We start from the raw sequence: 22,215 nt of genomic DNA on the forward strand, positions 1-22,215 counted from the left end.
AAGAAGATGTAATAAGGGCACAAAAATCCCTCCCCACTGGTAGCTTTTTCTATCAATGGAGAGGTTTTTTATTCATTTCTTGAATTTGTATACAAAATTCTGTGATTTGTATAACACTATATTAAAAAAACGCCGTACTTTTGCCCCCGTAAATCAGAGGAATATTACAAATGATGTACAGTTAAATTAGCAGGCTATGAAACTTCTTCAATTTATAAAAAGCTGGACGCTCCCCTTCTCTATGGGTATAGGAGCGTTAGCTTATTTGGTGTTTTATTACGTACCCGCGTTAGAGGAGGCATCGCAATGGTTTGCCCCTATATTCAACAGTATATTGCCGCTGTTTATGTTTCTCATTCTCTACGTAACTTTTTGCAAGGTAGATTTTAGGAAGATAGCCATCGTACCTTGGCACTGGTGGATGGTAGCAGTGCAATGCCTATTAGTAGGCATAGGCGTGGGGGCTATTCTCCTCTTTGGTATCGTAGGTAAGGAGCTGATTCTTTTGGAAAGTATATTGGCTTGCATTATAAGTCCGTGTGCTGCAGCGGCTGCCGTAGTAACCCTAAAACTCGGTGGTAATTTAGAGCAAATGACTACTTATACCTTTGTTTCTAATCTGCTCTGTGCCTTGCTTATTCCGCTATGCTTTCCGTTGATAGAACCCGCCTCGCAAATGACTTTCTGGAGTGCTTTTGTGCTAATAATGCAGAAAGTATGCTTAGTGTTGGTTGTACCAATGCTATTAGCGCTCCTCACCAAGAGCCTACCCCTACTCCATCGTTTTCACCAATGGCTCATACATATACCCGACCTTTCTTTTTACCTATGGGGTTGCTCGCTAATGATTGTAACAGGCACTACTCTGAAAAACATTTTTCACGCGCAAACCTCTATCAGCTTTTTGCTACTCATCGGTATTTCGGGCTTAGTAGTATGCCTATTGCAGTACGCCATAGGGCGACGTATAGGACGCTTTTTTTGCTCTTCGATAGAAGCGGGACAAGCTTTAGGGCAAAAGAACACCGCCTTTGCTATCTGGATAGCCGCTACCTACCTGCACCCTCTTTCTACAGTAGGGCCTGGTTGCTATATTTTATGGCAGAATATTATCAATTCTATAGAAATCTGGAAACGAGGAAAGTATGAAGCGTAAAACAATTAATAATTAACATAAGATTGTCAATTGTTAATTGTTTTGTACTTTTGCAGCCAAAACAAACATACTTTTCTACCAAAGCTATCTATGCCTGTTGCCAAGCCCATCAGCTTTTGCTCTTTATGGATGACGCGCGGCTGGGATCAGCCCTGAATGCACAAGACAATGGGAAGACCTTGCCCAATACACCGATGTTTTCTACATTGGGGCGACCAAAAATGGCGGCTTATTAGGCGAGGCAATCGTTATCAACAAGCCTACCCTACAAGAAGGATTTGAATATCATCTGAAGCAAAAAGGCACCCTTTTAGCCAAAGGAAGACTATTGGGCATACAGTTTCTGACGCTCTTTCAAAACGACCTATACAACACGCTCGCACGCTACGCCAATGAACGTTTGCAGACTATCAAAGAGGCATCTGCAGCAGCAGGATACCCTTTTTTGGCAGACACTACTACCAATCAGTCATTCCCTATTCTGCCTAACAAAAGCATTGATATATTAGCAGAAAAGTTTAAGTTTTACCGATGGAAGACCATTGATGAGGAACACACTGCTATACGGCTGATAACCTCGTGGGCTACCACCCCCGCGCAAGTAGCCGCCCTAACAGAAGCGATTGGTTCTCTCGCTGGTGCGAGTTTATAGTCCGTACCTACTAAGCTTTTCAAAATAATTCAAAACTCATCATTCAAAATTCAAAATTATTTCTTACCTTTGCCGTCTCACTTAATAACAAAGAAAACACGATGAAATCAGAACAAGAACTTGCTGAATTTTACGAACGACTTAAAAAAGAATTAGTAGAGACCTCTCTTTTCCCTACTAAATACCTATACAAATTCATAATTCCTGATGATGAAGCTAAATTAGTGCAACTAAAAGACGTTTTTAAAGAAACAAATGCTGAAATTAGTACGCGTCCGTCATCAAATGGCAAATATATAGGTGTTTCGGTAAGCCTAACCGTTAAAAATCCTGATGAAGTAATTAAATACTACAAAGAAGCTGGCAAAGTAGAAGGTATTTTATCATTATGACGACATTAGAATACAATACAGAGCGCCCTGCGCTACTCATACCTGAATACGGCAGGCATATACAGAAAATGATAGAGAAAGCAGTGCTCTTAGAAGACCGCAACGTGCGCAACCGCACTGCCCGTAGTATCGTAGCGGTGATGGGGAACCTATTTCCGCACCTACGCGATGTGCCTGACTTTCAGCACAAACTATGGGATCAGCTGTTTATAATGTCTGATTTTAAGTTAGATGTAGATTCGCCATACGAAAAGCCTACCCGCTCGACCTTGTACAAGCGTCCTGACCGGTTGCAATATCCGCAGGCACACCCTAAATACCGCTTTTATGGCAATGTGATTATCCGTATGATTGAAACCTGCTGCAAGTGGGAAAAAGGCGAACTGCGAGAGGCGCTAGAGTACTCTATAGCTAACCATATGAAAAAGAGCTTCTTAACGTGGAACAAAGAATCGGTAGATGATAGCGTAGTATTTGAACATTTATACGAACTCAGTGGGGGTGAGATAGATTTGCGACGCCGCAAAGAAGACTTGACTGATAGCCAGTCGCTTATACGTACAAAGATGAATCTGACTAAGCGTATTCCTACTACTCCCCCCCACTACGGACAAGGACAACAAAAGAAAGGATTTACTAATTATAAAAAGAATAACAATGGGCGTTTTCAAAATTGAAGGAGGGCATACTCTTAAGGGTGAAATCACTCCACAAGGAGCTAAAAATGAGGCTTTGCAGGTGCTTTGTGCTGTACTGCTGACCGACCAGAAGGTTACTATTCACAATATTCCTGATATTTTAGATGTAAACAAGCTCATTTCGCTACTCGAGAACTTAGGAGTAAAAATTCAAAAGCTCGGTAAGGGCTCTTATTCATTTCAGGCAGACGAGATAAACCTCGACTATCTGAAATCGGAGGCTTTTTATCACGAAGGACAAGCCTTAAGAGGGTCGATACTAATAGTAGGTCCTCTCCTTACGCGCTTTGGGGTAGGCTATATGCCTAAACCAGGGGGCGATAAGATAGGTAGACGCCGCCTTGACACCCATTTTGATGGCTTTATAAAACTCGGAGCACACTTTGAGTATGACGAAAGTAACTTCACTTATAGCGTGGTAGCTGAACGGCTAAAAGGTACTTATATGCTATTGGAAGAAGCATCAGTAACTGGTACCTCTAACGTTATTATGGCAGCTGTTTTGGCAGAAGGGAAAACCACAATCTACAATGCTGCTTGCGAACCCTACGTGCAACAGCTATGCCGTATGCTGAATGCTATGGGGGCTGATATTCAAGGTATTGGCTCTAACCTAATCACCATAAATGGCGTAACCCAATTGGGGGGCTGTAGCCATACTATCTTACCCGATATGATAGAAATAGGTAGCTGGATAGGCTTAGCGGCAATGACTCGCAGCGAAATTACTATCAAAAATGTAGGTTGGGAGCATCTGGGCATTATACCCACAATATTTCGCAAATTGGGTATTTCCTTTGAAAAAGTAAATGATGATATACACATACCTGCACACACGAATGGTTATGAGATACAAAACTATATTGATGGTTCGATACTCACTGTAGCTGATGCTCCTTGGCCTGGCTTTACCCCCGACTTACTTAGTATTATATTAGTGGTGGCTACCCAAGCAAGAGGTCAGGTACTTATACATCAGAAAATGTTTGAAAGCCGCTTGTTTTTCATCGATAAACTGATAGATATGGGGGCTAAAATTATACTCTGTGACCCCCATCGTGCTACCGTGATAGGTAACGATTTCAGGTCGCCTCTACGTGCTACACTGATGACCTCACCCGACATCAGAGCTGGTATTGCACTACTAATAGCTGCCCTTTCGGCTAAAGGAACTTCTACCATTTACAATATCGAACAAATAGACCGAGGCTACGAAAATATAGACGAAAGACTAAGAGCTCTTGGGGCTAATATAGTAAGGGTGAATTAACTATTGACAATTAATAACTATGTATAATTTTGACGAACTTATTTGTAGGAAAGACACCGATGCTCTAAAGTTAGAGGCATTGGCACCACGATGGGGCAGAACCGACCTCCTACCTATGTGGGTAGCCGATATGGATTTCAAAACCCCTGACTTTATAGTAGAGGCAATGCGCAAACGTATGGAGTGCGAAATTTTCGGTTATACCTCAAAACCTGATAGCTGGTATGAGGCTATTATGAATTGGCAAGCACATCGCCACCAGTGGACGATTAGCAAAGAAATGATTTCCTTTGTACCAGGGGTAGTACCCGCCTTAGCAATGGCTGTGGAAGCCTTCACAGAGCGGGGCGAAAAGGTGATGATTCAGCAGCCTGTATACAACCCTTTTGCTCAGGTAATACGCAACAATCATCGCGAGTTAGTAAACTGTCCTTTAATACTCAGAGATGGACAGTACCATATTGATTTTGATGTTTTTGAAGAGAAAATTAAAGGTTGTAAGTTGTTCTTATTCTGCCACCCCCACAACCCTGGTGGACGTGTTTGGACGCGCGAAGAACTCGAAAAAGTAGCAGCTATCTGCGCTGCCCATAAGGTAGTAGTGGTAGCTGATGAAATACACGCCGACCTGACTTTGGCACCATATAAGCATATACCTTTTGCAAGTATTAACGAGCAAGCTCGTGATATTTCGGTAGTATTTGCCTCTCCCAGCAAAGCTTTTAATATGGCAGGCTTAGCTACCTCATATGCTGTGATTGCTAATCCTACTTTAAGAAGACGTTTTGAGAGCTATGTAGAAGGAAATGAGTTGGCAGCAGGTAATGTATTTGCTTTCAATACGGTAGTAGCTACCTATACAAAAGGAGAAGAATGGCTACAGCAGATGCTCAGCTATGTACAAGGCAATATTGATTATTTAGTAGATTATCTGCAAGAACACTTACCACAACTAAAAGTAATAGTACCACAAGCCTCTTACTTAGTATTTATTGATTTTAAAGCTTTAAGGCTTAGCCAGAAAGAATTGGTAGCCCTCTGTACTAACCAAGCACACTTAGCTCTTAATGACGGAGCTATTTACGGTAAAGAAGGCACAGGCTATATGCGTATCAACTTAGCTTGCCCGCGCAGTATAGTAGCACAAGCCTTAGCTCAGCTAAAAGAAGCTATAGGATAAAAAAAGAATATCTTACAAAATAAAGGCAGCCCAAAAAGTTTAGTTTAAACTTTTTGGGCTGCCTTTTTTATTAATATCAGTACTAAAACTCCTTACTCTATCTCTATTACTCCCTTAAAGTTCAGCCGATAAGGTTCGTCTTTATAAATCGGGAAGCTCTCATCCTGAGTATTAGTTAGTCCCACACCAGCATATAGTGTGCGAGCATTATGTTTTTCAGCGTGCTTACGCACTATTTCCATAAACACCACATCGTATTGCTGAGGGTCTTCTCCGTAAGGTACGGCTCGTACTATCACAAAATACTTCTGATTGTTTTTATCCACACACACAAACTGAGGGTCGCGCTTCAACTCACTGTTTACCAACAGAAATTCCCATTGTAGTTCATCGCGCAAAGCATTACCTACAATGTTCATTGCTAAATTATGGAGTTCTTGTCCTGTTAAGGGTGCTTTTTTCATTTCTTCGCCAATTGTTCCAAACCATACACTATCAGATTTTCTACTACTTTTTTAGTATCTTTAGTAAAAGTACCTGCTGCGCGATTAGCAATAATAGCATTAAGCGAAACAGCTTGATGTCCTAAAAGTTTAGAAAGTCCATAAATGGCTGAAGTCTCCATTTCAAGGTTCGTCATTCGGTACCCTTTATAGTTAAAACTATGCAATTTATCATTCAGGGTAGGGTCTTGCACTGGCAAGCGCAACATACGTCCTTGAGGACCATAAAACCCCGGTGCTGTACCCGTAATACCTTCAAATACTTTATCTGTTAAGAGTCGTTGCTTCAAAGTCTCTCCACAACCAACGATATAAGGTCTCCCTTTGTCAGTATTCCACTGGGTATGAGCCATAAAAGCCTCTTCCATAGCTATTTCTCGTACGTTAGGAGCATCTTTATAAGCGTGCAGCATATTGTCCATTCCCAAACCGTGAGACGATAGTACAAAGCTATCTACCGGTATATCAGCTTGTAGCGACCCCGAAGTACCAAAACGCACAATATTGAGCGAAGTAAGCTGCTCTTTAGGCTTACGAGTATGCAAATCAATATTAAAGAGGGCATCAAGCTCATTGATAACAATATCTATATTATCAGGCCCTATCCCTGTAGAAAGCGCAGTTAAGCGCTTACCTTTGTAAGTACCTGTATGGGTACAAAACTCACGCTTCTGAGTGCTAAATTCTATCGTATCAAAATAAGCACTCACACGGGGTACACGGTTAGGGTCTCCCACCAATATAATAGTATCGGCTACTTGTTCGGGTCGTAAATTCAGGTGGTAAATACTACCATCCGGATTCAAAATAAGTTCTGATTCTTTTATCATAATTCAATCTTCGTTATAAGTTCCCTCCTGAAAAGGAACTCAAATAATTCTCAATAATAGGTCTACAATCTTCTTTAAAGAAGTGGGTCAAATTCTTTATTTTCTCTTCTAAGTCTTCAGGTACTTCTTTATCTACTTTGTTTAGCACTATCAGTATTTCCGATTCTCGCTGAGCGTTTATCTGAGCAAACATACTAGTCATCTTATGAGCTATCGACTTAATTGTTGTGTAGTCTTGCATCTTAGCTGAGGCTTCGAGTTTCTGCAAATTTTCCTCTGTTTCACTCAAAAAATGCTTATAAATACCAACAATACCCTCTATGTCATCGCCCATAAAACTCTCTAATACCTCAGGAGTATACCCATTTGTATTATTATAAGGCATTACCATTATAGGTTTATGTTCTACTTCTGTATTAAGGTTAGGGAAGAAAACTTTAAGTTTCTCATAAAATTTCTCTGGGGTAAAAGGCTTTGGCAAAATACCCGAGAAACCACTTTTAGTATAAAAACTTTCAGGCACATCACGCCTACCGGTTATAGCCAATACAGGCAATGGTGCTACAGCGTACTTTTCGTTGAAAAGGGTAACAAAGTGAAACCCATTCATCTCTGGCAGCTGTATATCAGTAATAACCAAATCAAATTGCAGCTTTTCTAATGCTGAAAGCGCTTCCCTGCCATTGGTAAAAGTTATAGCGCCTATCTTCTTTTGTTTCAGCAGCTCTGTTATCAGCGACAAAATACTTTGGTCATCATCGATTACCACTATATTAATATCTTCTGCCCTTTTATCCGAAGTGATAATAGGGGTAGTTCGCGTGCGCTCCACCACTTTTTCTGCCAAAAAGCGCAGGGTAAAAGTACTTCCCTTGCCCTCTTCACTCTCTAAGTATATCTTACCATTCAGCAGACGTGCCAATTTTTGTGAAATATGCAATCCTAAACCAAAACCTCCATAGAATTTTGAAATTTCGTCATTAGCTTGCGTAAACTCATTAAAAATATGCTCCTGCTGCTCTTCCTTAATACCTATACCTGTATCGGTCACCGCCACGCCTATCTCATATATATCATCTTTATAAAGACGAGCGTCAGCTTCTATGTGTACAGTACCTTGTTCTGTAAATTTAAAAGCATTAGAAATCAGGTTGTAAAGTATCTGCTTCACCCTATAAGCATCGGTCGAAAAGTTTAAGTTATTCACTATATCCGAGAAAGCAAATGAAAGGGCTACCTCCTTGTTTTTATAAGCCGATTTCACGTTACTTGCTACCTCATCTATCACCTCCGGAAGGTTAAAAGGTATCTTCTCAATCACTACTTTTCCAGATTCTATACGAGTGTAATCCAATAGTTCATCTACTAATTTAGAAATATATTCTGAAGAGAATTTTATATGCGAAAGATAGTTTTTACCTTTTTCAGTGATGTCCAACTTACCTAATAATTCCGAGTAGCCTACTATCGAACTCAATGGCGTACGCAGGTCGTGACTCACCATAGAGATAAGCTGTTCTCTGTTTTTCAGTAGGTTGTTCGATTTGCGATTAGCAGCCTCTAACCTACGTCTGTAGCGTTGCGAGGTCACAAAATCATTAATAATAATAATACTCGAAATAGCAATGATGCCTAAAGCAATGAGAAACGACAATATTAATAGATTTTTGCTATTCTCAAAGATAGTTTTTCGCTCCTGACTGAGTTTTTGCGAGTTTATCAACACCTCTTCTTCAAAATTATGCAGCAAATCATCTAATTTTTTCGATACTTGCACATCATTTTGCCAGAGTTTATGCATTTTCTCATTTATAAGGCTCTTCGATTGCTGTGCTTCTTCATTTACTTTATTCAGAAGCGACAGCGTTTCCATCACAACCTTATCTATCTTATTGCTTTTCTTTATTTTCTCAAAGGTAGCAGGCACCTTTACACCTTTGTATTTTTTTAATATAGAAGCAATATCCGATGTAGAGGCATCGGATACTGCATTCTTCTTCTTATCAAAAAACTCATAGCCCAAATAAGGCTCTAAAGACGATAGTTTCCTAATAGCACTCCTAATAATGATAGAGGTACTATCACTCTCCTGAAACGCTTTTAGCTCTTGCAGGTTGTTGCTTTTCAGATTCAATAACGAACTGATAGTATCTAAGGTCAATAATTGTTTTTCAGAAGTAATATCTCTCCTAAATTTTAGCACTTCGTTTTGTAGGTAGACATTTTTCTCTAAAAATGTTTGCAATGCTTCCTTTTCATCACTTCTGATAGCTATACGTCCAGCATTTTCAGTCTCATTTACCATTGATAGAATTTTGCTTATTTGCACTATTTTATTCCTATCTTCTTGGTTTATCTTCTCTTGGTTCGATAGCTTTTTTATTTCCTTAAATACTATATATCCTGCCAATACCGATACACAGATGAGCAGTATATAGCTTACTATTACTTTTATCGTTATCTTACTGAGCTTCATTATCTATTCTAAGCAGTTCGTTCAAACTCTTTTAGCACCTCTACTAATACCTGCACACTCTCTATTGGCATCGCATTATAAATAGAAGCACGATACCCACCCACACTCCGATGTCCTTTCACACCACTGATGTTAGCCTCTTTGCAAAGGCTATCAAGGCGCACCTGAGTACTCTCATCTGTCAGGTTAAATACCACATTCATCAGAGAGCGGTCTTCCTTCTCAGCATAGCCCTTTAGCAACGGATTGCGGTCTATCTCAGCATATAGTAGGTCAGCTTTAGCTCGGTTGCTAACTTCCATAGCCTTAAGCCCTCCTTGAGCCTGTAGCCATTCCAATACCAATAGATTTACATATACGGCAAAAGTAGAAGGCGTATTATACATACTATCGTTTTTGATATGCAACTGATAGTCCATCATCGAAGGGAGTTTTCGGCTCACTTTGCCTAATATATCTTTTTTTATTAGTACTAAAGTCGAACCCGAAGCGCCTAAATTCTTCTGCGAACCCGCATATATAAGGTCAAACTTGCTATAATCCATCGGGCGTGAAAAAATATCCGAACTCATATCAGCTACCAAAGGCACTTTCGTATCCGGAATAGAATGATACTCCGTACCATAGATAGTGTTATTAGTGGTGATATGTAGATAATCTACCTCTGTAGGTACATTTATTTCTTTCGGAATATATTTATATCCTTCTGCCTTCGAGCTTGCCACTACGATAGCCTCGCCAAAAAGAGTCGCCTCTTTGTGAGCCTTATTTGCCCAAGTACCCGTATCTACATAGGCAGCCCTGCGTTCCAATAGGTTATAAGGCACCATCAGAAACTGCATACTCGCTCCTCCTTGTAAGAAAAGTGCTGTATATGTATCGTCTAAACCGGCTATTTCTAAAACCAAAGAGCGAGCGCGCTCTATTACGCGTACAAATTCTGCACTGCGATGCGATATTTCAGCTACCGATAAGTCAGTCCCTTCGAAGTCTAACAGAGCTCTCGAAGCTTTCTCAAATACTTCAGGAGCTAATATTGAAGGCCCCGCGCTAAAGTTGTGTTTTTTCATTATTCTTTGTGTTCTGCTTTGTATTTTACTATAAATTCTTCTACTTGTTGTTTGAGTATGCGCCATAGCTTATCCTGTGCGTGCTCACTTGCCCAAGCGATGTGAGGGGTATAAATCACACGAGGGTGATTAGCTATTTTTAGCAGAGGGTCGTCAGCTGCTGGAGGTTCTTTCTCAAATACATCAGCCGCAAAGCCCATTATTCTATTGCTTTCTATAGCTTCATAAACCGCTTGCGGGTCTACTACTGCCCCACGCGATATGTTTATTAACAACGGTTTCTTTCGCAATTTAGAGATAAACTCTTCATTCACTAAGTGCTTTGTTTCTGGGGTTAGAGGGCAGGTTATCGCTATTATATCACTCTGCGACAACACTTTGCCAAAGTCTGTATATTCTTCATTACGAGGGGCAACCCCTTGTCTCTCTGCCCATAACACACGCATACCAAAGGCTCTTGCTACTTTTGTTATCGATTTGCCTATGTTGCCTACTCCTATGATACCCAAGGTTTTACCGTGCAATTCCAATACAGCAGGCTCTGTCAAACAGAAACGACCATCTTTTTGCCAAGTACCATCAGCTACACTCTCGTGGTAAGTCTTCAAGGCACGCATAGCCGATAACAGCAACATAAAGAAGTGCTCTGTCACACTCTCTGTCGAGTAGCCCGCTACGTTCTTCACCTCAATTCCTAAGGCTTTCGCAGCCTCTCTATCGATATTATCCATACCTGTGGCAGTTAGGTGAATAAGTTTCAAATTAGGCAATTGTCTAAGGATAGCCTCATCTATTTTCACCTTGTTTACAATAGCAATGTCTGCCGGCTTCAGGCGCTGTACTATTTCATCAGGGGCAGTCTTCTGAAAAGCCACCCATTGGTTTACTCCCTTAGGAATATCAACATCTATACGCTCTGAGAGCGTGTTACGGTCTAAAAATACTGCTTTCATATAAATTTATTTTATATATTATCAAATTCTGATGCCAGCCGATAGCACCTCTTTGTACTCTTTGTTGCGTTTAAAAAAAGCAATAGCTGCCGGACATACCGGTACCACCTTATACTTTTTCTGCGATACAAGAGCCAGAACCCCTTTGAAAAATTCATCTACAAAGGCTTCATCAGCCGATTCGGGAAGTAAGGTCTTTGTAAAAAATATTTTACGCTCTTGAATTGAGTACTCTACAAAGGCGAGTTCCCCATTTTGCTTAGCCTGATATTGACGCGAAAATTCACTATCTGTTACTTCCATAGCAATATGTTTTTAGTTTTTTAATTAGTAATATGTATTATTCAAAAAATATCGTAACTTTGCCAAGCATTAGTTTTCACCGAACGATGAGCGAACGATGAGCGAACGATCACCGAAGGATGAGCGAACGATGAGCGAACAATCATCGAAGGATACTAATACTTAATCCGGTGCAAAGTTACTAATTTTTCGTAAAAAAGCAATAAGAAATGAATATAAAAGATAAGCCTACAATTTATTTAATGCCGGGAATGGCGGCAAGCCCTAAGATTTTCGAGCGGTTGCATTTCCCAAATGCCTACGACATTCACCTCCTCGACTGGATTATGCCTGAAGAAGATGAGTCCTTAGCGCATTATGCCAGTCGTTTAGCAAGTACAATTACGGCTCCTAATCCTATTCTTTTAGGCGTATCTTTTGGTGGAATTATAATGCAAGAAGTAGCTAAGCAAATAAATTATAAAAAAGTAGTGATTATATCGAGTGTGAAAACGCAATACGAACTCCCTAAGAAGATGCTATTGGCTCGTTATACTTACTTACACAAGTTATTACCTGTGAGAGCTATTAGCCATTTAGAGTTCTGGAAACGTTTTTCTTTTTCTGAAGCGATGAACAAACGTTTAACTTTATACGAAAAATATATCGGTTTACGTTCTCCCTCCTACCTCGATTGGTCTATTGACCGTATTGTCAATTGGCAACAAAAAGAGCCTTTACCCCGTACAATTCATATTCACGGCGATAAAGACCCTGTTTTTCCTATTCAGTATATAAAAAATGCCACCGTTATCCACGGTGGCACACATATTATGATTATCAATCGCTATAAATGGTTCAACGAACACCTTATCAATATGATTAACGACTAATTACCTAATCTTCAGTGTAACTATTGATATTACCGCCAAGAAAATCCCTACTATTAGAAAGCGCATTACTATTTTGCTTTCGTGATAGCCTCGTTTCTGATAGTGGTGGTGCAAAGGCGACATTAAGAATATTCTTCTTCCTTCCCCATATTTCTTTTTAGTGTATTTAAAATAAGCGACTTGCAGTATTACTGACAAGTTCTCGACCAAGAAAATACCACAAAGAACTGGTATCAATAGCTCTTTTCGCACCGCAATAGCAATAACTGCTATGATACCGCCTATAGTCAAACTACCCGTATCACCCATAAATACTTGAGCAGGATAGGTATTATACCACAGAAAACCAACTAAAGCACCAGCAAAAGCTGCTATAAATACAGTCATCTCACCCACTCTGGGGATATACATTATATTCAGATATTCCGAAAAAATGATATTCCCCGACACCCAAGCAAAAATCCCTAAGGTGAGCACTATAATAGCCGAGCTACCCGCTGCTAATCCATCAATACCATCAGTTAAGTTTGCTCCATTTGAGACTGCTGTTACTATCAGAATAACCAACGGAATAAATACTAACCACACATAGTGATGATAATTTTTGCCTGTCCAAGCTATTAGGTCTGCATAGTCAAACTCATTATTTTTCACAAAAGGAATAGTTGTCTTAGTCGATTTTATTTCTGGCACTACTACCTCATTAGTAGTATCTGCTATCTCACTGTTAGCAGTTGTTACCACTTCGGTACGCGTGCGCCCTATTCCTGTTTTTTCACTTTTTATAGTTACGGCATCGCTAAAATAGAGAGTTGCCCCCACTATTATACCAAGTCCCACTTGTCCTAATACTTTGAAACGCCCTTTGAGTCCCTCTTTATTTTTTCTAAATGTCTTGATATAATCATCTATAAAACCAATAGTACCCATCCATACAGTAGTGATAAGTAACAAAATAGTATAGACATTGTTTAGTTTAGCCAACAAAAGCACAGGTATAAGTGTAGCGAGAATAATAATAATCCCCCCCATAGTAGGCGTACCTGCTTTTTCATTTTGTCCACTAAGCCCTAAATCACGGACAGTTTCACCTATCTGTTTACGTTGTAAAAAGCTAATAATACGCTTACCGTAAATAGTAGAAATCAAGAGCGAAAGCAGCAGAGCCATTCCCGCCCTAAACGAAAGGTATTTATATAATCCCGACCCTGGGAAATCGTAATTTTCTAAGTTTTCTAATAGATGATATAGCATTATTTATGTCTTTTATTTTTATTTTAATGGCCGCAAAGATACAAAACTATTATTAATTTAATAGGTAGTTCTACTTTATTTATTACCTTTGCTGCTTAATTAGTATTTAGTTATCTAATATGCGAAAAGATTCTTATACACCTACAACCCTTACTGCCTCTGTCATTATTAGGGTGCGTTTTAGCGAAACTGATCCCTTGGGTATCGTCTGGCACGGCAATTATATTAAATATTTTGAAGAAGGAAGAGAGGCTTTCGGTCGAAAATACGGACTTTCATACCTTGATGTACAACGTGAAGGCTACGCTACCCCTATCGTAAAATCTCTTTGCGAACACAAAAAAATGGTGCAATACGGAGAGCAACTACGCGTAGAAACACACTATATGCTTACTTCTGTAGCCAAATTGGTCTTCCAATACTTCCTTTATAACGAAGCTGACGAATTAGTATGTATAGGCGAAACAGTACAAGTATTTACCTCGCTGGCTGATAATTCCCTCGCTCTTTACCCACCTCCTTTCTACGAGAAGTGGAAAAACAAAATGAAAGAACTTTTTTAAACTAACCTTTTCGTTTATCTACAAATTTCATTGGTTTTCTACTGCCCAATGGGTACAATTCTCGCTCTAACATAGCGATATCGCAATACTCTATTTTAGGCACGACTCTTATTTTAGCTCTAAAATGATTACTAATACGCTCTTTTAGAGCTTCTGTTGGGGTGTGTGTACCTATCCTGATAAGTATTTCATCAGTGAGTATGCTATTTGTACTTATTTCTATGATGTAATTCTCTATTTCTTCAAAATTAGTGAGCAAATCCATCAATACTGGTGGGTATAAAGTCGTTCCTTTATACTTTATCATCTGCTGTTTGCGCCCTAATACCGGACTTACCCGAGCTGTATTGCGCCCACAAGCACAAGTACCTGTATGCATCGTCACTATATCGCCAGTTCTAAAACGTACCAAGGGCATTGCTTCTACCCCCAATGTGGTGATAGTCAACTCTCCACTTTCGTTCTCTCCTACTCTATTACCTGCATCATCTAATACTTCAGTGATGATGAGCTCAGGATGATGATGCCCCCCTTGCTGGTATTCGCATTCTGTAAAAGTAGTGCTCATCTCTGTAGAGGCATAAGTAGAATAAAGTTTTATCCCTTTCCATTTCTCGGCTATTTTTTCAGCGAGAAGAGTATTACTAAAATCCTGATTTCTAAGAGACTCTCCTATACATACTACTCCTTTTACTGATGAGGCTTCATAGTCTATCCTATTTTTTTCGGCATAAGCTATCATTTTCAGCAAAAATGATGGCACAGCTATCAAATAGGTAGGTTCGTATAGTCTAATACTATCCCACTGTAACTCTGGTATCCCTGCCCCTACCCTTACGATGCTTGCTCCTAATTGGCGTACCCCTAAAAAGTAAGCTAGTCCTGCCATAAAACGCCTATCAATAGTAGTCATCAACTGCACTACATCTCCCTTTTTTATACCTGCACAAGCCAATGAAATAGCCTCATTATAGGCAAGACGATTCAAATCATTATCCGTCAGGCCAAAAGTAACAGGCGTACCAAGTGTACCCGAAGTAGAAGCGTAATCTACAATAGCTGATTTAGGCACACATCTGAAAGCATCGTTATCACGTTGCAAATCATCTTTGCAGGTAGTAGGGAGCTTAGTCAGGTCAGAAAGTGTTTTAATAGCCGACACATTGATATTATGCTCCTTGAAAAGTCGTTTATAGAATGCCGAATGCTCATTTACATACGCTAACACTTCTTGCAACTTTTTCTCTTGCAAAGCTACTATATCAGCCTGCGATTGCTTCTCTATTTCTGGTACCCAATCTTTCATTTAAACTTTATTTAAAAAGTCTTTTAAGCGAGTTTAAAAATCCTTTCTCTACTACATCTATCCCAATACCAAAGTTGCTATCAGCCATTGTATGGTAGTCTTCGCGTACTGGCTCTAATTTGTCTAACGGAATCTCTATATTCATCAGCGGATTGTACTCTACTATCACTTTGCCCGAGTTTTTAGTAATAAACTTTTGGGTCTTATGAGTAAAATACTTGTTCTGTATGTCGCACTCTTGTATAGTGTACTTCTCTTTAGTATCAATATTTTCATCGGTTTGTAGGTAGATTTCATAGCGTTCGCTATCGAAATTATGCCAGAAGCTCACATCGCTGTGTTGGTGCTCTCTTATACTATTTTTCAGCACACTACCGTCAAAATACATAAGGAAACGTTTCCCTTGCGGGTCTACAAAATAAGGATTTTCTATAGTAGCCTCATATTTCACCGTCAATTCGTTTTCTACCTTATCGTCTTTCACTATTTGTAGGGTAGCATCTTTGAATATATCGCGAAAATCCTTGCCTTTACGGTCATTTGCGTAATTAAGAGCATAAAATAATGAGTTGTTCCAACTATCTAAACGCTCGTTTTTATTACTTGATTTGAAATAGCCTCGCATTGTATTAGCACGGTTGTATCGATAGGTAGTCAGTAGCTCTATTTTACCTTTATTTTCTTTCACTATCAAGCTAATCTTCTCATCTATGCAATAATCAGCAAAACGAATAGGCTTGCGTACTTGTAATTCTTGGTCAGGCAAAATTTCCATATAGAAACAGAAAGAGATAACAGCGCGTTTCTCTAATCGGCCAAACTCATTACGAGCGGTAGCATCTATAAAATACTCTTGCCCTTGATGGTTGATTTTCACCACTACGTGATTAAACGAGAGCAGCGAAGGTAAATAGTATTTTAGGTAGAAATCTACATTGTAATTCACTAATACTACTGATGAATCTACCCCCAAGTAGTTGAGTACGCACTTCAGCAATACGCATTTTGCCTTGCAGTCTCCTTGCTTATTTTGGTAAGTAACAGCAGGTTCTTGTGGTTTATGCCCATTCATCTCATCGGCATTGTACACATAGTAGATGTTATTTTGTACAAATTCTATAGCGTACTGCAGTTTTTCATCAAGGGTAGGCATAGCATCTAATTTAGCTACCAAATCTGGAGCAAAATCAGTAAGTTGAGCATTGAATACCCCTTCATACAAAGGATAAATATAGTTAGAGAGGTCTTTCCAATTGCTATCGGTAGCAAAATCTATAAAAGGGAATATCTCGCGATTAGGGTCTACAGGATTGATATAATCATTTTCAACGATTTCAAAAGTTTCTCCTTGTGCTAAGTACTTCACCTCACTAGGCAGCACATTTCTTTCTTCATCGCGGAAAAATACATTTTTATAAGCTACTCGTTTATCTCTGTTATTGATAAGTTTAAAGTGGTATCTACCATAAGCCCAATAAGTATCTGGGGTTACATAGATATATTTCATAAAGTCGCGACGCAAAAACTCTTTTTCGGTAAACACTTTTTCTTTAGTGTCTTCCAAAATGAGAATATCATCTAAATGAAGGTCTTTTATAGAAAAATTGAGCTTTTTAGAACTGCTGATAACACCTCTGTTACTCTGATTTTCGTTATCGAGCACTTTTATGGTAGTATCAGGAGTTTTATCTATAAGTTCACCATTGCGGTACACACTGATACGGTGGATATTAAAAAATTCATTCTCTTCTAATATCATATCATACATCGAGGCACGCTCTAAGTTCTCTGGTTGCGTAAGCGTATAAGCCATAAAGGTATAATCGGAGGTACTATCAATGTCTATTTTACTGTATTTATGCAAGAAATAGCAGTAGTCGCGCCCCTCATCGGTTTGCTCTCGCGAGAAGTCGGTATCTACTAATAAAGCTATTATTTCAGTATCTGATAGGGTGTTTGCCCAATCAGGTGCTTGTATAAAGCGGTAAAGTTCTTTTTCTTCTGTTTGCACGTTCTTATTATATTTTTACAAAAATAGCCACTTATAGTTACAAACTACAAGTGGCTGCAAAGGTAATACTTTTTATTTTATTTCGGCAACATTTTTACACTTTTAACTAATCTGACAAACTCTTTTCGGTAGCCCTCTGGGTCTTTGCCTATCGCCCCTTCGGCCAATTCTATTACTTGGTCGTAAGTAGCGTTAGCTTTGTTGCTATTGTCTCTTAGCAAAATGCCAAATTCGGCTACACTGGCGGCAAATCTATAGTCAGCACTAGTCTCTTTTAAGGCTTTTTTGTTGAATATCAAAGGTTCGGTTATTTCTACACTCTTAGCATCTTTCACTTTAGGGTCTTTGTAGCGTATTTTGAGGAATCCTAACTCATTGCCTTTGCCTTTTTCGTTTAACTCTTGTGACTGATAGCGAAGACTTTGTGCTACTTTCCCGTCTGAAGGTACTAACTCATAAAGTGCAGTAACCGTATGCCCTGCCCCTATCTCGCCAGCATCTTTTTTATCGTTAGTAAAATCTTCATTGGCGAGCATTCTGTTTTCATAACCTATTAGCTTGTATTCTTTTACGTATTTAGGGTTAAATTCTAACTGTAGTTTTACATCTTTAGCTACAGCGAAAAGGGTGCCGCTCAACTCATTTACTAACACTTTTTTAGCTTCGGTAATGTTGTCTATATAGGCGTAGTTACCATTGCCTTTATCGGCTATGGTTTCTGCCATATCATCGCGGTAATTACCCATTCCGAAGCCCAAAACTGACATATAGATACCACTTTCTCGTTGTTTTTCGATGAATTTCTCTAAATCTGTCGTATTGTTTATTCCTATATTGAAGTCGCCATCAGTAGCTAAAATAATACGGTTATTACCGTTCTTTATAAACGATTTTTGAGCTTGTTCATAGGCTAACTGTATACCTTTGCCACCTGAAGTACCTCCGCTGGCATAGAGATTGTCAAGCACCTTTATTATTTTTTCTTTGTCTTTCACACTAGTAGACGGAAGCGCTACTTTAGTTCCATTAGCATAGGTTACTATCGCTACTTTGTCATCGGGTCTGAGTTGCCCTAATAACATTTTGAAAGAAGATTGTAATAAGGGCAATTTATTTTCTTCGTCCATAGAGCCTGATACGTCTATAAGGAATACAATATTAGAAGGGGGTGCTTTTGCAAGGTCTATCTTCTTAGCTTGTAACCCAATACGAAGTAATAAGTGGTTAGGATTCCAAGGAGCAGGTGCCAATTCGGGTGATACCCGTAGCGGACTGGCACTTCCTTCTTCAGGGGCGGGATAGTCGTAATCAAAATAATTTACCATCTCCTCTATGCGTACCGCATCTTTTGGGGGTATCTGTCCGTAGCCTATTATGCGGCGTACATTGGCATAAGCAGCTCTATCTACATCTGCTGAAAAAGTAGTTACAGGTTGTTGTGCTACCGCCACAAATGAATTTTCTTTTATCTCTTTGTAGGTTTCAGCATTGCGCTGTTGGGGTGGGGGTGGAGACGAGAGAATCATCTTAGATGTAGCATTTGCCGAAGGCTCCATTAGGGCAGCTTCATTCGACGTTATCTCTACATCTTCTTCTATTACCTCATCTGGTGTAGAATTGATTACACTTACCTTTTCACCGCTGTTATGCCGGTGAGAGGGGTCGCCACAAGCCGCTACCATTAGGGCAGCTGCTATACATAAGGATACATTTGTTTTCATAAGGATATTTTTATTAGAGTTTTTCACCCTTATAAAAACAAATGATGTGCCAAACTCATCAATAAATTAAACTTTACTCTTCATTATGAATGAAGCGCTTTTTAGCGTAAAGTTCCTCTTCCGTTTCTTGGTGATTACCATCAGGTACGCAGCAATCTACCGGACATACTGCCGCACATTGAGGCGTATCGTGAAAGCCTATGCACTCAGTGCATTTATCAGCTACTATAAAGTAATAGTCATCACTAACAGCCTGTATCATCTCATCGGCATCTACCTCAGCACCACTTGGCAACACAACTTTTCCTTTTAGTGTTGTCCCTTCGGCATAGCTCCATTCTTGTCCGCCCTCATAAATAGCATTATTGGGGCACTCTGGTTCACAAGCCCCACAATTAATACAATTATCCGTTATTATTATAGCCATTTTTTTATTGTCAATTATTTTTTGTTAAGTAAATCTGGGCGTTACTTCAAACCACAGATCTATAAAAAGTTTAAATCGTGCCAGATATTCGCGCACGCGTGTTTTCAGTCCGTAGTAAGCCGTTACATCTTGGGCATTAAAGCCTACTGCTTCTATATGGTGGTGTTGGGCTAAATATAATGCCCGTTGATTATGAAATCGCTGCGATATAATAAGAAAACGCTCCTTACCAAACACCTTTTTAGCACGCACTACCGAATCTAATGTTCTAAAACCTGCATAGTCTAATATGATGTTTGCTTCAGGTACCCCTCTCTGCATCAAGGCTTTTTTCATTTCTTCAGGTTCGTTATAATCGTTTCGATGATTGTCGCCACTCACCAATATGTATTGTATTTTCTTTGCCTCGTACAGCTGCACAGCCGCCTCTATTCTATAAAGAAAATACTTATTAGGCTGCCCATTTTTCAGATAAGGATTAGTACCCAATAACAAACCTACCTCGCAAGTAGGCACGGCATTTACATCGCTGTATAAGGCATTGGCTGTTTTTCTATCTACCTGCACATTGCAAGCGATAATCACCAAGAGCAACCACAGCGATAGCAAAATAGTTCCCCTCCAGAAATATTTATTCCTTAAAGGTTTAAAAAAAGATTTCATTTTTTATTATTTGTTTTTCAAGGTATCACTTCATCAGCAAATTATTTGCCTGCAAAGGCCTTTACATCGTCTTCTGAAATCTCTTTACCTCCTAAGATAAAAAGACGCTCTACCACATTGCGAAGTTCTCTGATGTTTCCTGTCCAATCCTGCTTTTGCAATAGTTCTATAGCTTTTTTGCTAAATTTCTTCGGACTTATGCCTTGTTCTTCAGCTATTTTATCAGAAAAATGAGAGATAAGTAACGGAATATCATCGCGGCGTTCGTTAAGAGAGGGGACTTTGATAAGTATTACCGCTAAACGATGATATAAATCCTCGCGAAAACGCCCTTCAGCTATCTCTTTTTTCAAATCTTTATTAGTAGCCGCTATCACACGTACATCTACACTGATGTCCTTATCGCTACCCACACGGGTAATCTTATTTTCTTGCAAAGCACGCAGTACTTTCGCTTGGGCTGACAAACTCATATCACCTATCTCATCTAAGAAAATAGTGCCATTATTAGCCGCCTCGAACTTACCTGCGCGGTCTTTTACAGCCGAGGTAAAAGCCCCTTTTATATGCCCGAACAACTCACTTTCTATCAATTCTGAAGGAATAGCGGCACAGTTCACTTCTATCATCGGAGCTTCAGCCCGCTCACTCTGGCAGTGGATAGCGTGCGCTACCAACTCCTTGCCCGTACCATTAGAACCTGTGATAAGCACACGAGCCTCAGTGGGAGCTACTTTTTCAATCATCTGTCGTATCTGTTGTAGTGGGGCACTCTCGCCTATCATCTCATAGCGCTTGCTCACTTTTTTCTTCAGATGTTTGTTCTCTACCACCAACTTTTGTTTGTCGAGGGCATTGCGCACTGTGTTGAGCAGACGATTTAGATCGGGCGGTTTAGAAATATAATCATAAGCCCCCAGACGCATAGCATTTACAGCCGTTTCTAAGTCGCCGTGACCCGAAATCATCACAAAAGGAACTTCTGGTTTTATCTTTTTAGCCTCGGTGAGCACCTCCAATCCGTCCATTTTAGGCATTTTGATATCGCACAACACCAAGTCGTAATCGTCTTTTTTCAGTTTTTCTAAACCTTCTATACCATCTGAAGCCTCAAAGACCTCGTATTCTTTACTTTCTTCTTGCAATATCTTAGAAAGTACCCGCCGTATAGCCGATTCATCTTCTATAATAAGTATTTTTGTCATATTGTTAATGTGTCAGTTCGTTGATTTATCAATTTGCCAATTGGCTAATCAGTTTGCAAAAATAATAAAAAAATAAAAAACTCCTGACATTATGTCAAGAGTTTTTCTTTTTAATTATGAAAAAGTGATTTTAAAATGGACGCTATTAGTTAGCTTTAAAAGTACTTTTAAAGTTGTTTTGATAGTTTTGAAACTCTTGCTGGGTAGTGATTTTCTTATAGTCGTTAGTAGCAAATAGTTTCAAATACACTTCTAACTGCGAAGGTGTCATATAGCTAGCTATGCTGGTTATTAGGTCAGCATTTTCATCTAAGAATAGCATAGTAGGGTAAGCCTGCACCTGTAAGTAGTTAGTAAAAGGATGAATTGAGTTTCTACGGTCTGCCAAAGCTGGGTCATAACCTTTGTTTTCAAAACGTTGTCCTTTGTAGTTTACCACTTCATTACCTTCACCGTTAAATTTCACCGCATAGTAATTGTCGTTTACGTATTTTGCTAAATCTTTGTTAGCAAAAGTGTTGTTAGACAACATCTTACAAGGGCCACACCAGCTGGTGTATACATCTATAAATATTTTCTTAGGTTTCTTCTTTTGTGCTGCAATAGCTTGGTCAAAAGTCATCCATTTAATTTCTTGAGCTTCAAGAGTAATAGTGGCTGCAAACAAAAGCACCACCATAGCGATAAGTTTTTTTGTCATAAGGTACTTG

At 39.4% G+C, this 22,215-nt stretch carries 22 protein-coding genes; 8 read left to right on the forward strand and 14 right to left on the reverse strand.

The window, feature by feature from the left end:
* The first annotated feature begins 196 nt into the window (after positions 1 to 196).
* From HMPREF9074_RS06265 to HMPREF9074_RS06290, 6 genes are all read left to right on the forward strand, one after another.
* Positions 197 to 1,156 (forward strand): bile acid:sodium symporter family protein, encoded by a 960-nt coding sequence (locus tag HMPREF9074_RS06265; RefSeq protein WP_009392709.1) that lies wholly within the window; start codon positions 197 to 199, stop codon positions 1,154 to 1,156.
* A gap of 328 nt (positions 1,157 to 1,484) precedes the next feature.
* On the forward strand, positions 1,485 to 1,808 hold the full coding sequence (locus HMPREF9074_RS12700) for a hypothetical protein (RefSeq protein WP_009392711.1): 324 nt from the start codon (positions 1,485 to 1,487) through the stop codon (positions 1,806 to 1,808).
* A 101-nt stretch (positions 1,809 to 1,909) separates the two neighbouring features.
* The gene (locus HMPREF9074_RS06275; RefSeq protein WP_009392712.1) at positions 1,910 to 2,200 is read left to right on the forward strand and encodes a DUF493 family protein; all 291 of its coding nucleotides are present in this window, start codon (positions 1,910 to 1,912) and stop codon (positions 2,198 to 2,200) included.
* Positions 2,197 to 2,877 carry a DUF4290 domain-containing protein gene (locus HMPREF9074_RS06280; protein ID WP_009392713.1) on the forward strand — a complete coding sequence of 227 codons (681 nt, stop codon included), beginning with the start codon at positions 2,197 to 2,199 and terminating at the stop codon, positions 2,875 to 2,877. The genes HMPREF9074_RS06275 and HMPREF9074_RS06280 overlap by 4 nt, the downstream gene beginning before the upstream one ends.
* Entirely contained in the window at positions 2,858 to 4,168 is a 1,311-nt protein-coding gene (gene murA / locus HMPREF9074_RS06285; protein WP_009392714.1) for a UDP-N-acetylglucosamine 1-carboxyvinyltransferase, read from the forward strand. The genes HMPREF9074_RS06280 and murA overlap by 20 nt, the downstream gene beginning before the upstream one ends.
* 19 nt (positions 4,169 to 4,187) lie before the next feature.
* Complete coding sequence (locus tag HMPREF9074_RS06290; RefSeq protein WP_009392715.1) at positions 4,188 to 5,348, forward strand: MalY/PatB family protein; 1,161 nt, start codon at positions 4,188 to 4,190, stop codon at positions 5,346 to 5,348.
* A 92-nt stretch (positions 5,349 to 5,440) separates the two neighbouring features.
* On the opposite strand, the gene HMPREF9074_RS06295 is transcribed toward HMPREF9074_RS06290, so the two are convergent.
* Genes HMPREF9074_RS06295 through HMPREF9074_RS06320 form a run of 6 tightly spaced genes read right to left on the reverse strand, consistent with a single transcriptional unit; the run spans position 5,441 to position 11,483 of the window.
* The gene (locus tag HMPREF9074_RS06295) at positions 5,441 to 5,812 is read right to left on the reverse strand and encodes a hypothetical protein (RefSeq protein ID WP_009392716.1); all 372 of its coding nucleotides are present in this window, start codon (positions 5,810 to 5,812) and stop codon (positions 5,441 to 5,443) included.
* A complete protein-coding gene (locus HMPREF9074_RS06300) occupies positions 5,809 to 6,681 on the reverse strand; it encodes a nucleoside phosphorylase (protein ID WP_009392717.1) in 873 nt (290 codons plus the stop codon). Before HMPREF9074_RS06300 ends, HMPREF9074_RS06295 begins: the two co-directional genes overlap by 4 nt.
* Positions 6,682 to 6,694: 13 nt before the next feature.
* Positions 6,695 to 9,157 (reverse strand): hybrid sensor histidine kinase/response regulator, encoded by a 2,463-nt coding sequence (locus HMPREF9074_RS06305; protein ID WP_009392718.1) that lies wholly within the window; start codon positions 9,155 to 9,157, stop codon positions 6,695 to 6,697.
* An 8-nt stretch (positions 9,158 to 9,165) separates the two neighbouring features.
* Positions 9,166 to 10,227 carry a 3-phosphoserine/phosphohydroxythreonine transaminase gene (serC, locus tag HMPREF9074_RS06310; RefSeq protein WP_009392719.1) on the reverse strand — a complete coding sequence of 354 codons (1,062 nt, stop codon included), beginning with the start codon at positions 10,225 to 10,227 and terminating at the stop codon, positions 9,166 to 9,168.
* Positions 10,227 to 11,180, reverse strand: a complete 954-nt coding sequence (locus HMPREF9074_RS06315; RefSeq protein ID WP_009392720.1) for a D-2-hydroxyacid dehydrogenase — start codon at positions 11,178 to 11,180, stop codon at positions 10,227 to 10,229. Before HMPREF9074_RS06315 ends, serC begins: the two co-directional genes overlap by 1 nt.
* 21 nt (positions 11,181 to 11,201) lie before the next feature.
* A complete protein-coding gene (locus HMPREF9074_RS06320) occupies positions 11,202 to 11,483 on the reverse strand; it encodes a GNAT family N-acetyltransferase (RefSeq protein ID WP_009392721.1) in 282 nt (93 codons plus the stop codon).
* Positions 11,484 to 11,692: 209 nt separating this feature from the next.
* Between HMPREF9074_RS06320 and HMPREF9074_RS06325 the strand changes: the two genes are divergently transcribed.
* On the forward strand, positions 11,693 to 12,355 hold the full coding sequence (locus HMPREF9074_RS06325; protein ID WP_009392722.1) for an alpha/beta fold hydrolase: 663 nt from the start codon (positions 11,693 to 11,695) through the stop codon (positions 12,353 to 12,355).
* Here the strand turns inward: HMPREF9074_RS06325 and mraY are convergent, their stop codons facing one another.
* Complete coding sequence (gene mraY, locus HMPREF9074_RS06330; RefSeq protein WP_009392723.1) at positions 12,356 to 13,609, reverse strand: phospho-N-acetylmuramoyl-pentapeptide-transferase; 1,254 nt, start codon at positions 13,607 to 13,609, stop codon at positions 12,356 to 12,358. It abuts the gene before it with no gap.
* Between the two features lie 119 nt (positions 13,610 to 13,728).
* Between mraY and HMPREF9074_RS06335 the strand changes: the two genes are divergently transcribed.
* Positions 13,729 to 14,172 carry an acyl-CoA thioesterase gene (locus HMPREF9074_RS06335; protein WP_009392724.1) on the forward strand — a complete coding sequence of 148 codons (444 nt, stop codon included), beginning with the start codon at positions 13,729 to 13,731 and terminating at the stop codon, positions 14,170 to 14,172.
* A gap of 1 nt (position 14,173) precedes the next feature.
* Here HMPREF9074_RS06335 and HMPREF9074_RS06340 read toward each other — a convergent pair whose 3' ends face one another.
* From HMPREF9074_RS06340 to HMPREF9074_RS06370, 7 genes are all read right to left on the reverse strand, one after another.
* Complete coding sequence (locus HMPREF9074_RS06340) at positions 14,174 to 15,478, reverse strand: flexirubin biosynthesis putative acyl-CoA ligase FlxY (protein ID WP_009392726.1); 1,305 nt, start codon at positions 15,476 to 15,478, stop codon at positions 14,174 to 14,176.
* A gap of 7 nt (positions 15,479 to 15,485) precedes the next feature.
* Complete coding sequence (locus HMPREF9074_RS06345) at positions 15,486 to 17,489, reverse strand: DUF3857 domain-containing protein (protein WP_009392727.1); 2,004 nt, start codon at positions 17,487 to 17,489, stop codon at positions 15,486 to 15,488.
* Between the two features lie 77 nt (positions 17,490 to 17,566).
* On the reverse strand, positions 17,567 to 19,210 hold the full coding sequence (locus HMPREF9074_RS06350; protein ID WP_009392728.1) for a vWA domain-containing protein: 1,644 nt from the start codon (positions 19,208 to 19,210) through the stop codon (positions 17,567 to 17,569).
* Positions 19,211 to 19,283: 73 nt separating this feature from the next.
* Positions 19,284 to 19,637 carry a 4Fe-4S binding protein gene (locus HMPREF9074_RS06355; RefSeq protein WP_009392729.1) on the reverse strand — a complete coding sequence of 118 codons (354 nt, stop codon included), beginning with the start codon at positions 19,635 to 19,637 and terminating at the stop codon, positions 19,284 to 19,286.
* A gap of 24 nt (positions 19,638 to 19,661) precedes the next feature.
* Positions 19,662 to 20,300, reverse strand: coding sequence for a SanA/YdcF family protein (locus HMPREF9074_RS06360; protein WP_009392730.1), 639 nt, complete (start codon positions 20,298 to 20,300; stop codon positions 19,662 to 19,664).
* A 41-nt stretch (positions 20,301 to 20,341) separates the two neighbouring features.
* Entirely contained in the window at positions 20,342 to 21,505 is a 1,164-nt protein-coding gene (locus HMPREF9074_RS06365; RefSeq protein ID WP_009392731.1) for a sigma-54-dependent transcriptional regulator, read from the reverse strand.
* A 145-nt stretch (positions 21,506 to 21,650) separates the two neighbouring features.
* On the reverse strand, positions 21,651 to 22,205 hold the full coding sequence (locus tag HMPREF9074_RS06370) for a thioredoxin family protein (RefSeq protein ID WP_009392732.1): 555 nt from the start codon (positions 22,203 to 22,205) through the stop codon (positions 21,651 to 21,653).
* Positions 22,206 to 22,215: the final 10 nt, after the last annotated feature.

Source organism: Capnocytophaga sp. oral taxon 329 str. F0087 (genome assembly GCF_000213295.2).
Taxonomy (GTDB): Bacteria; Bacteroidota; Bacteroidia; order Flavobacteriales; family Flavobacteriaceae; genus Capnocytophaga; species Capnocytophaga leadbetteri_A.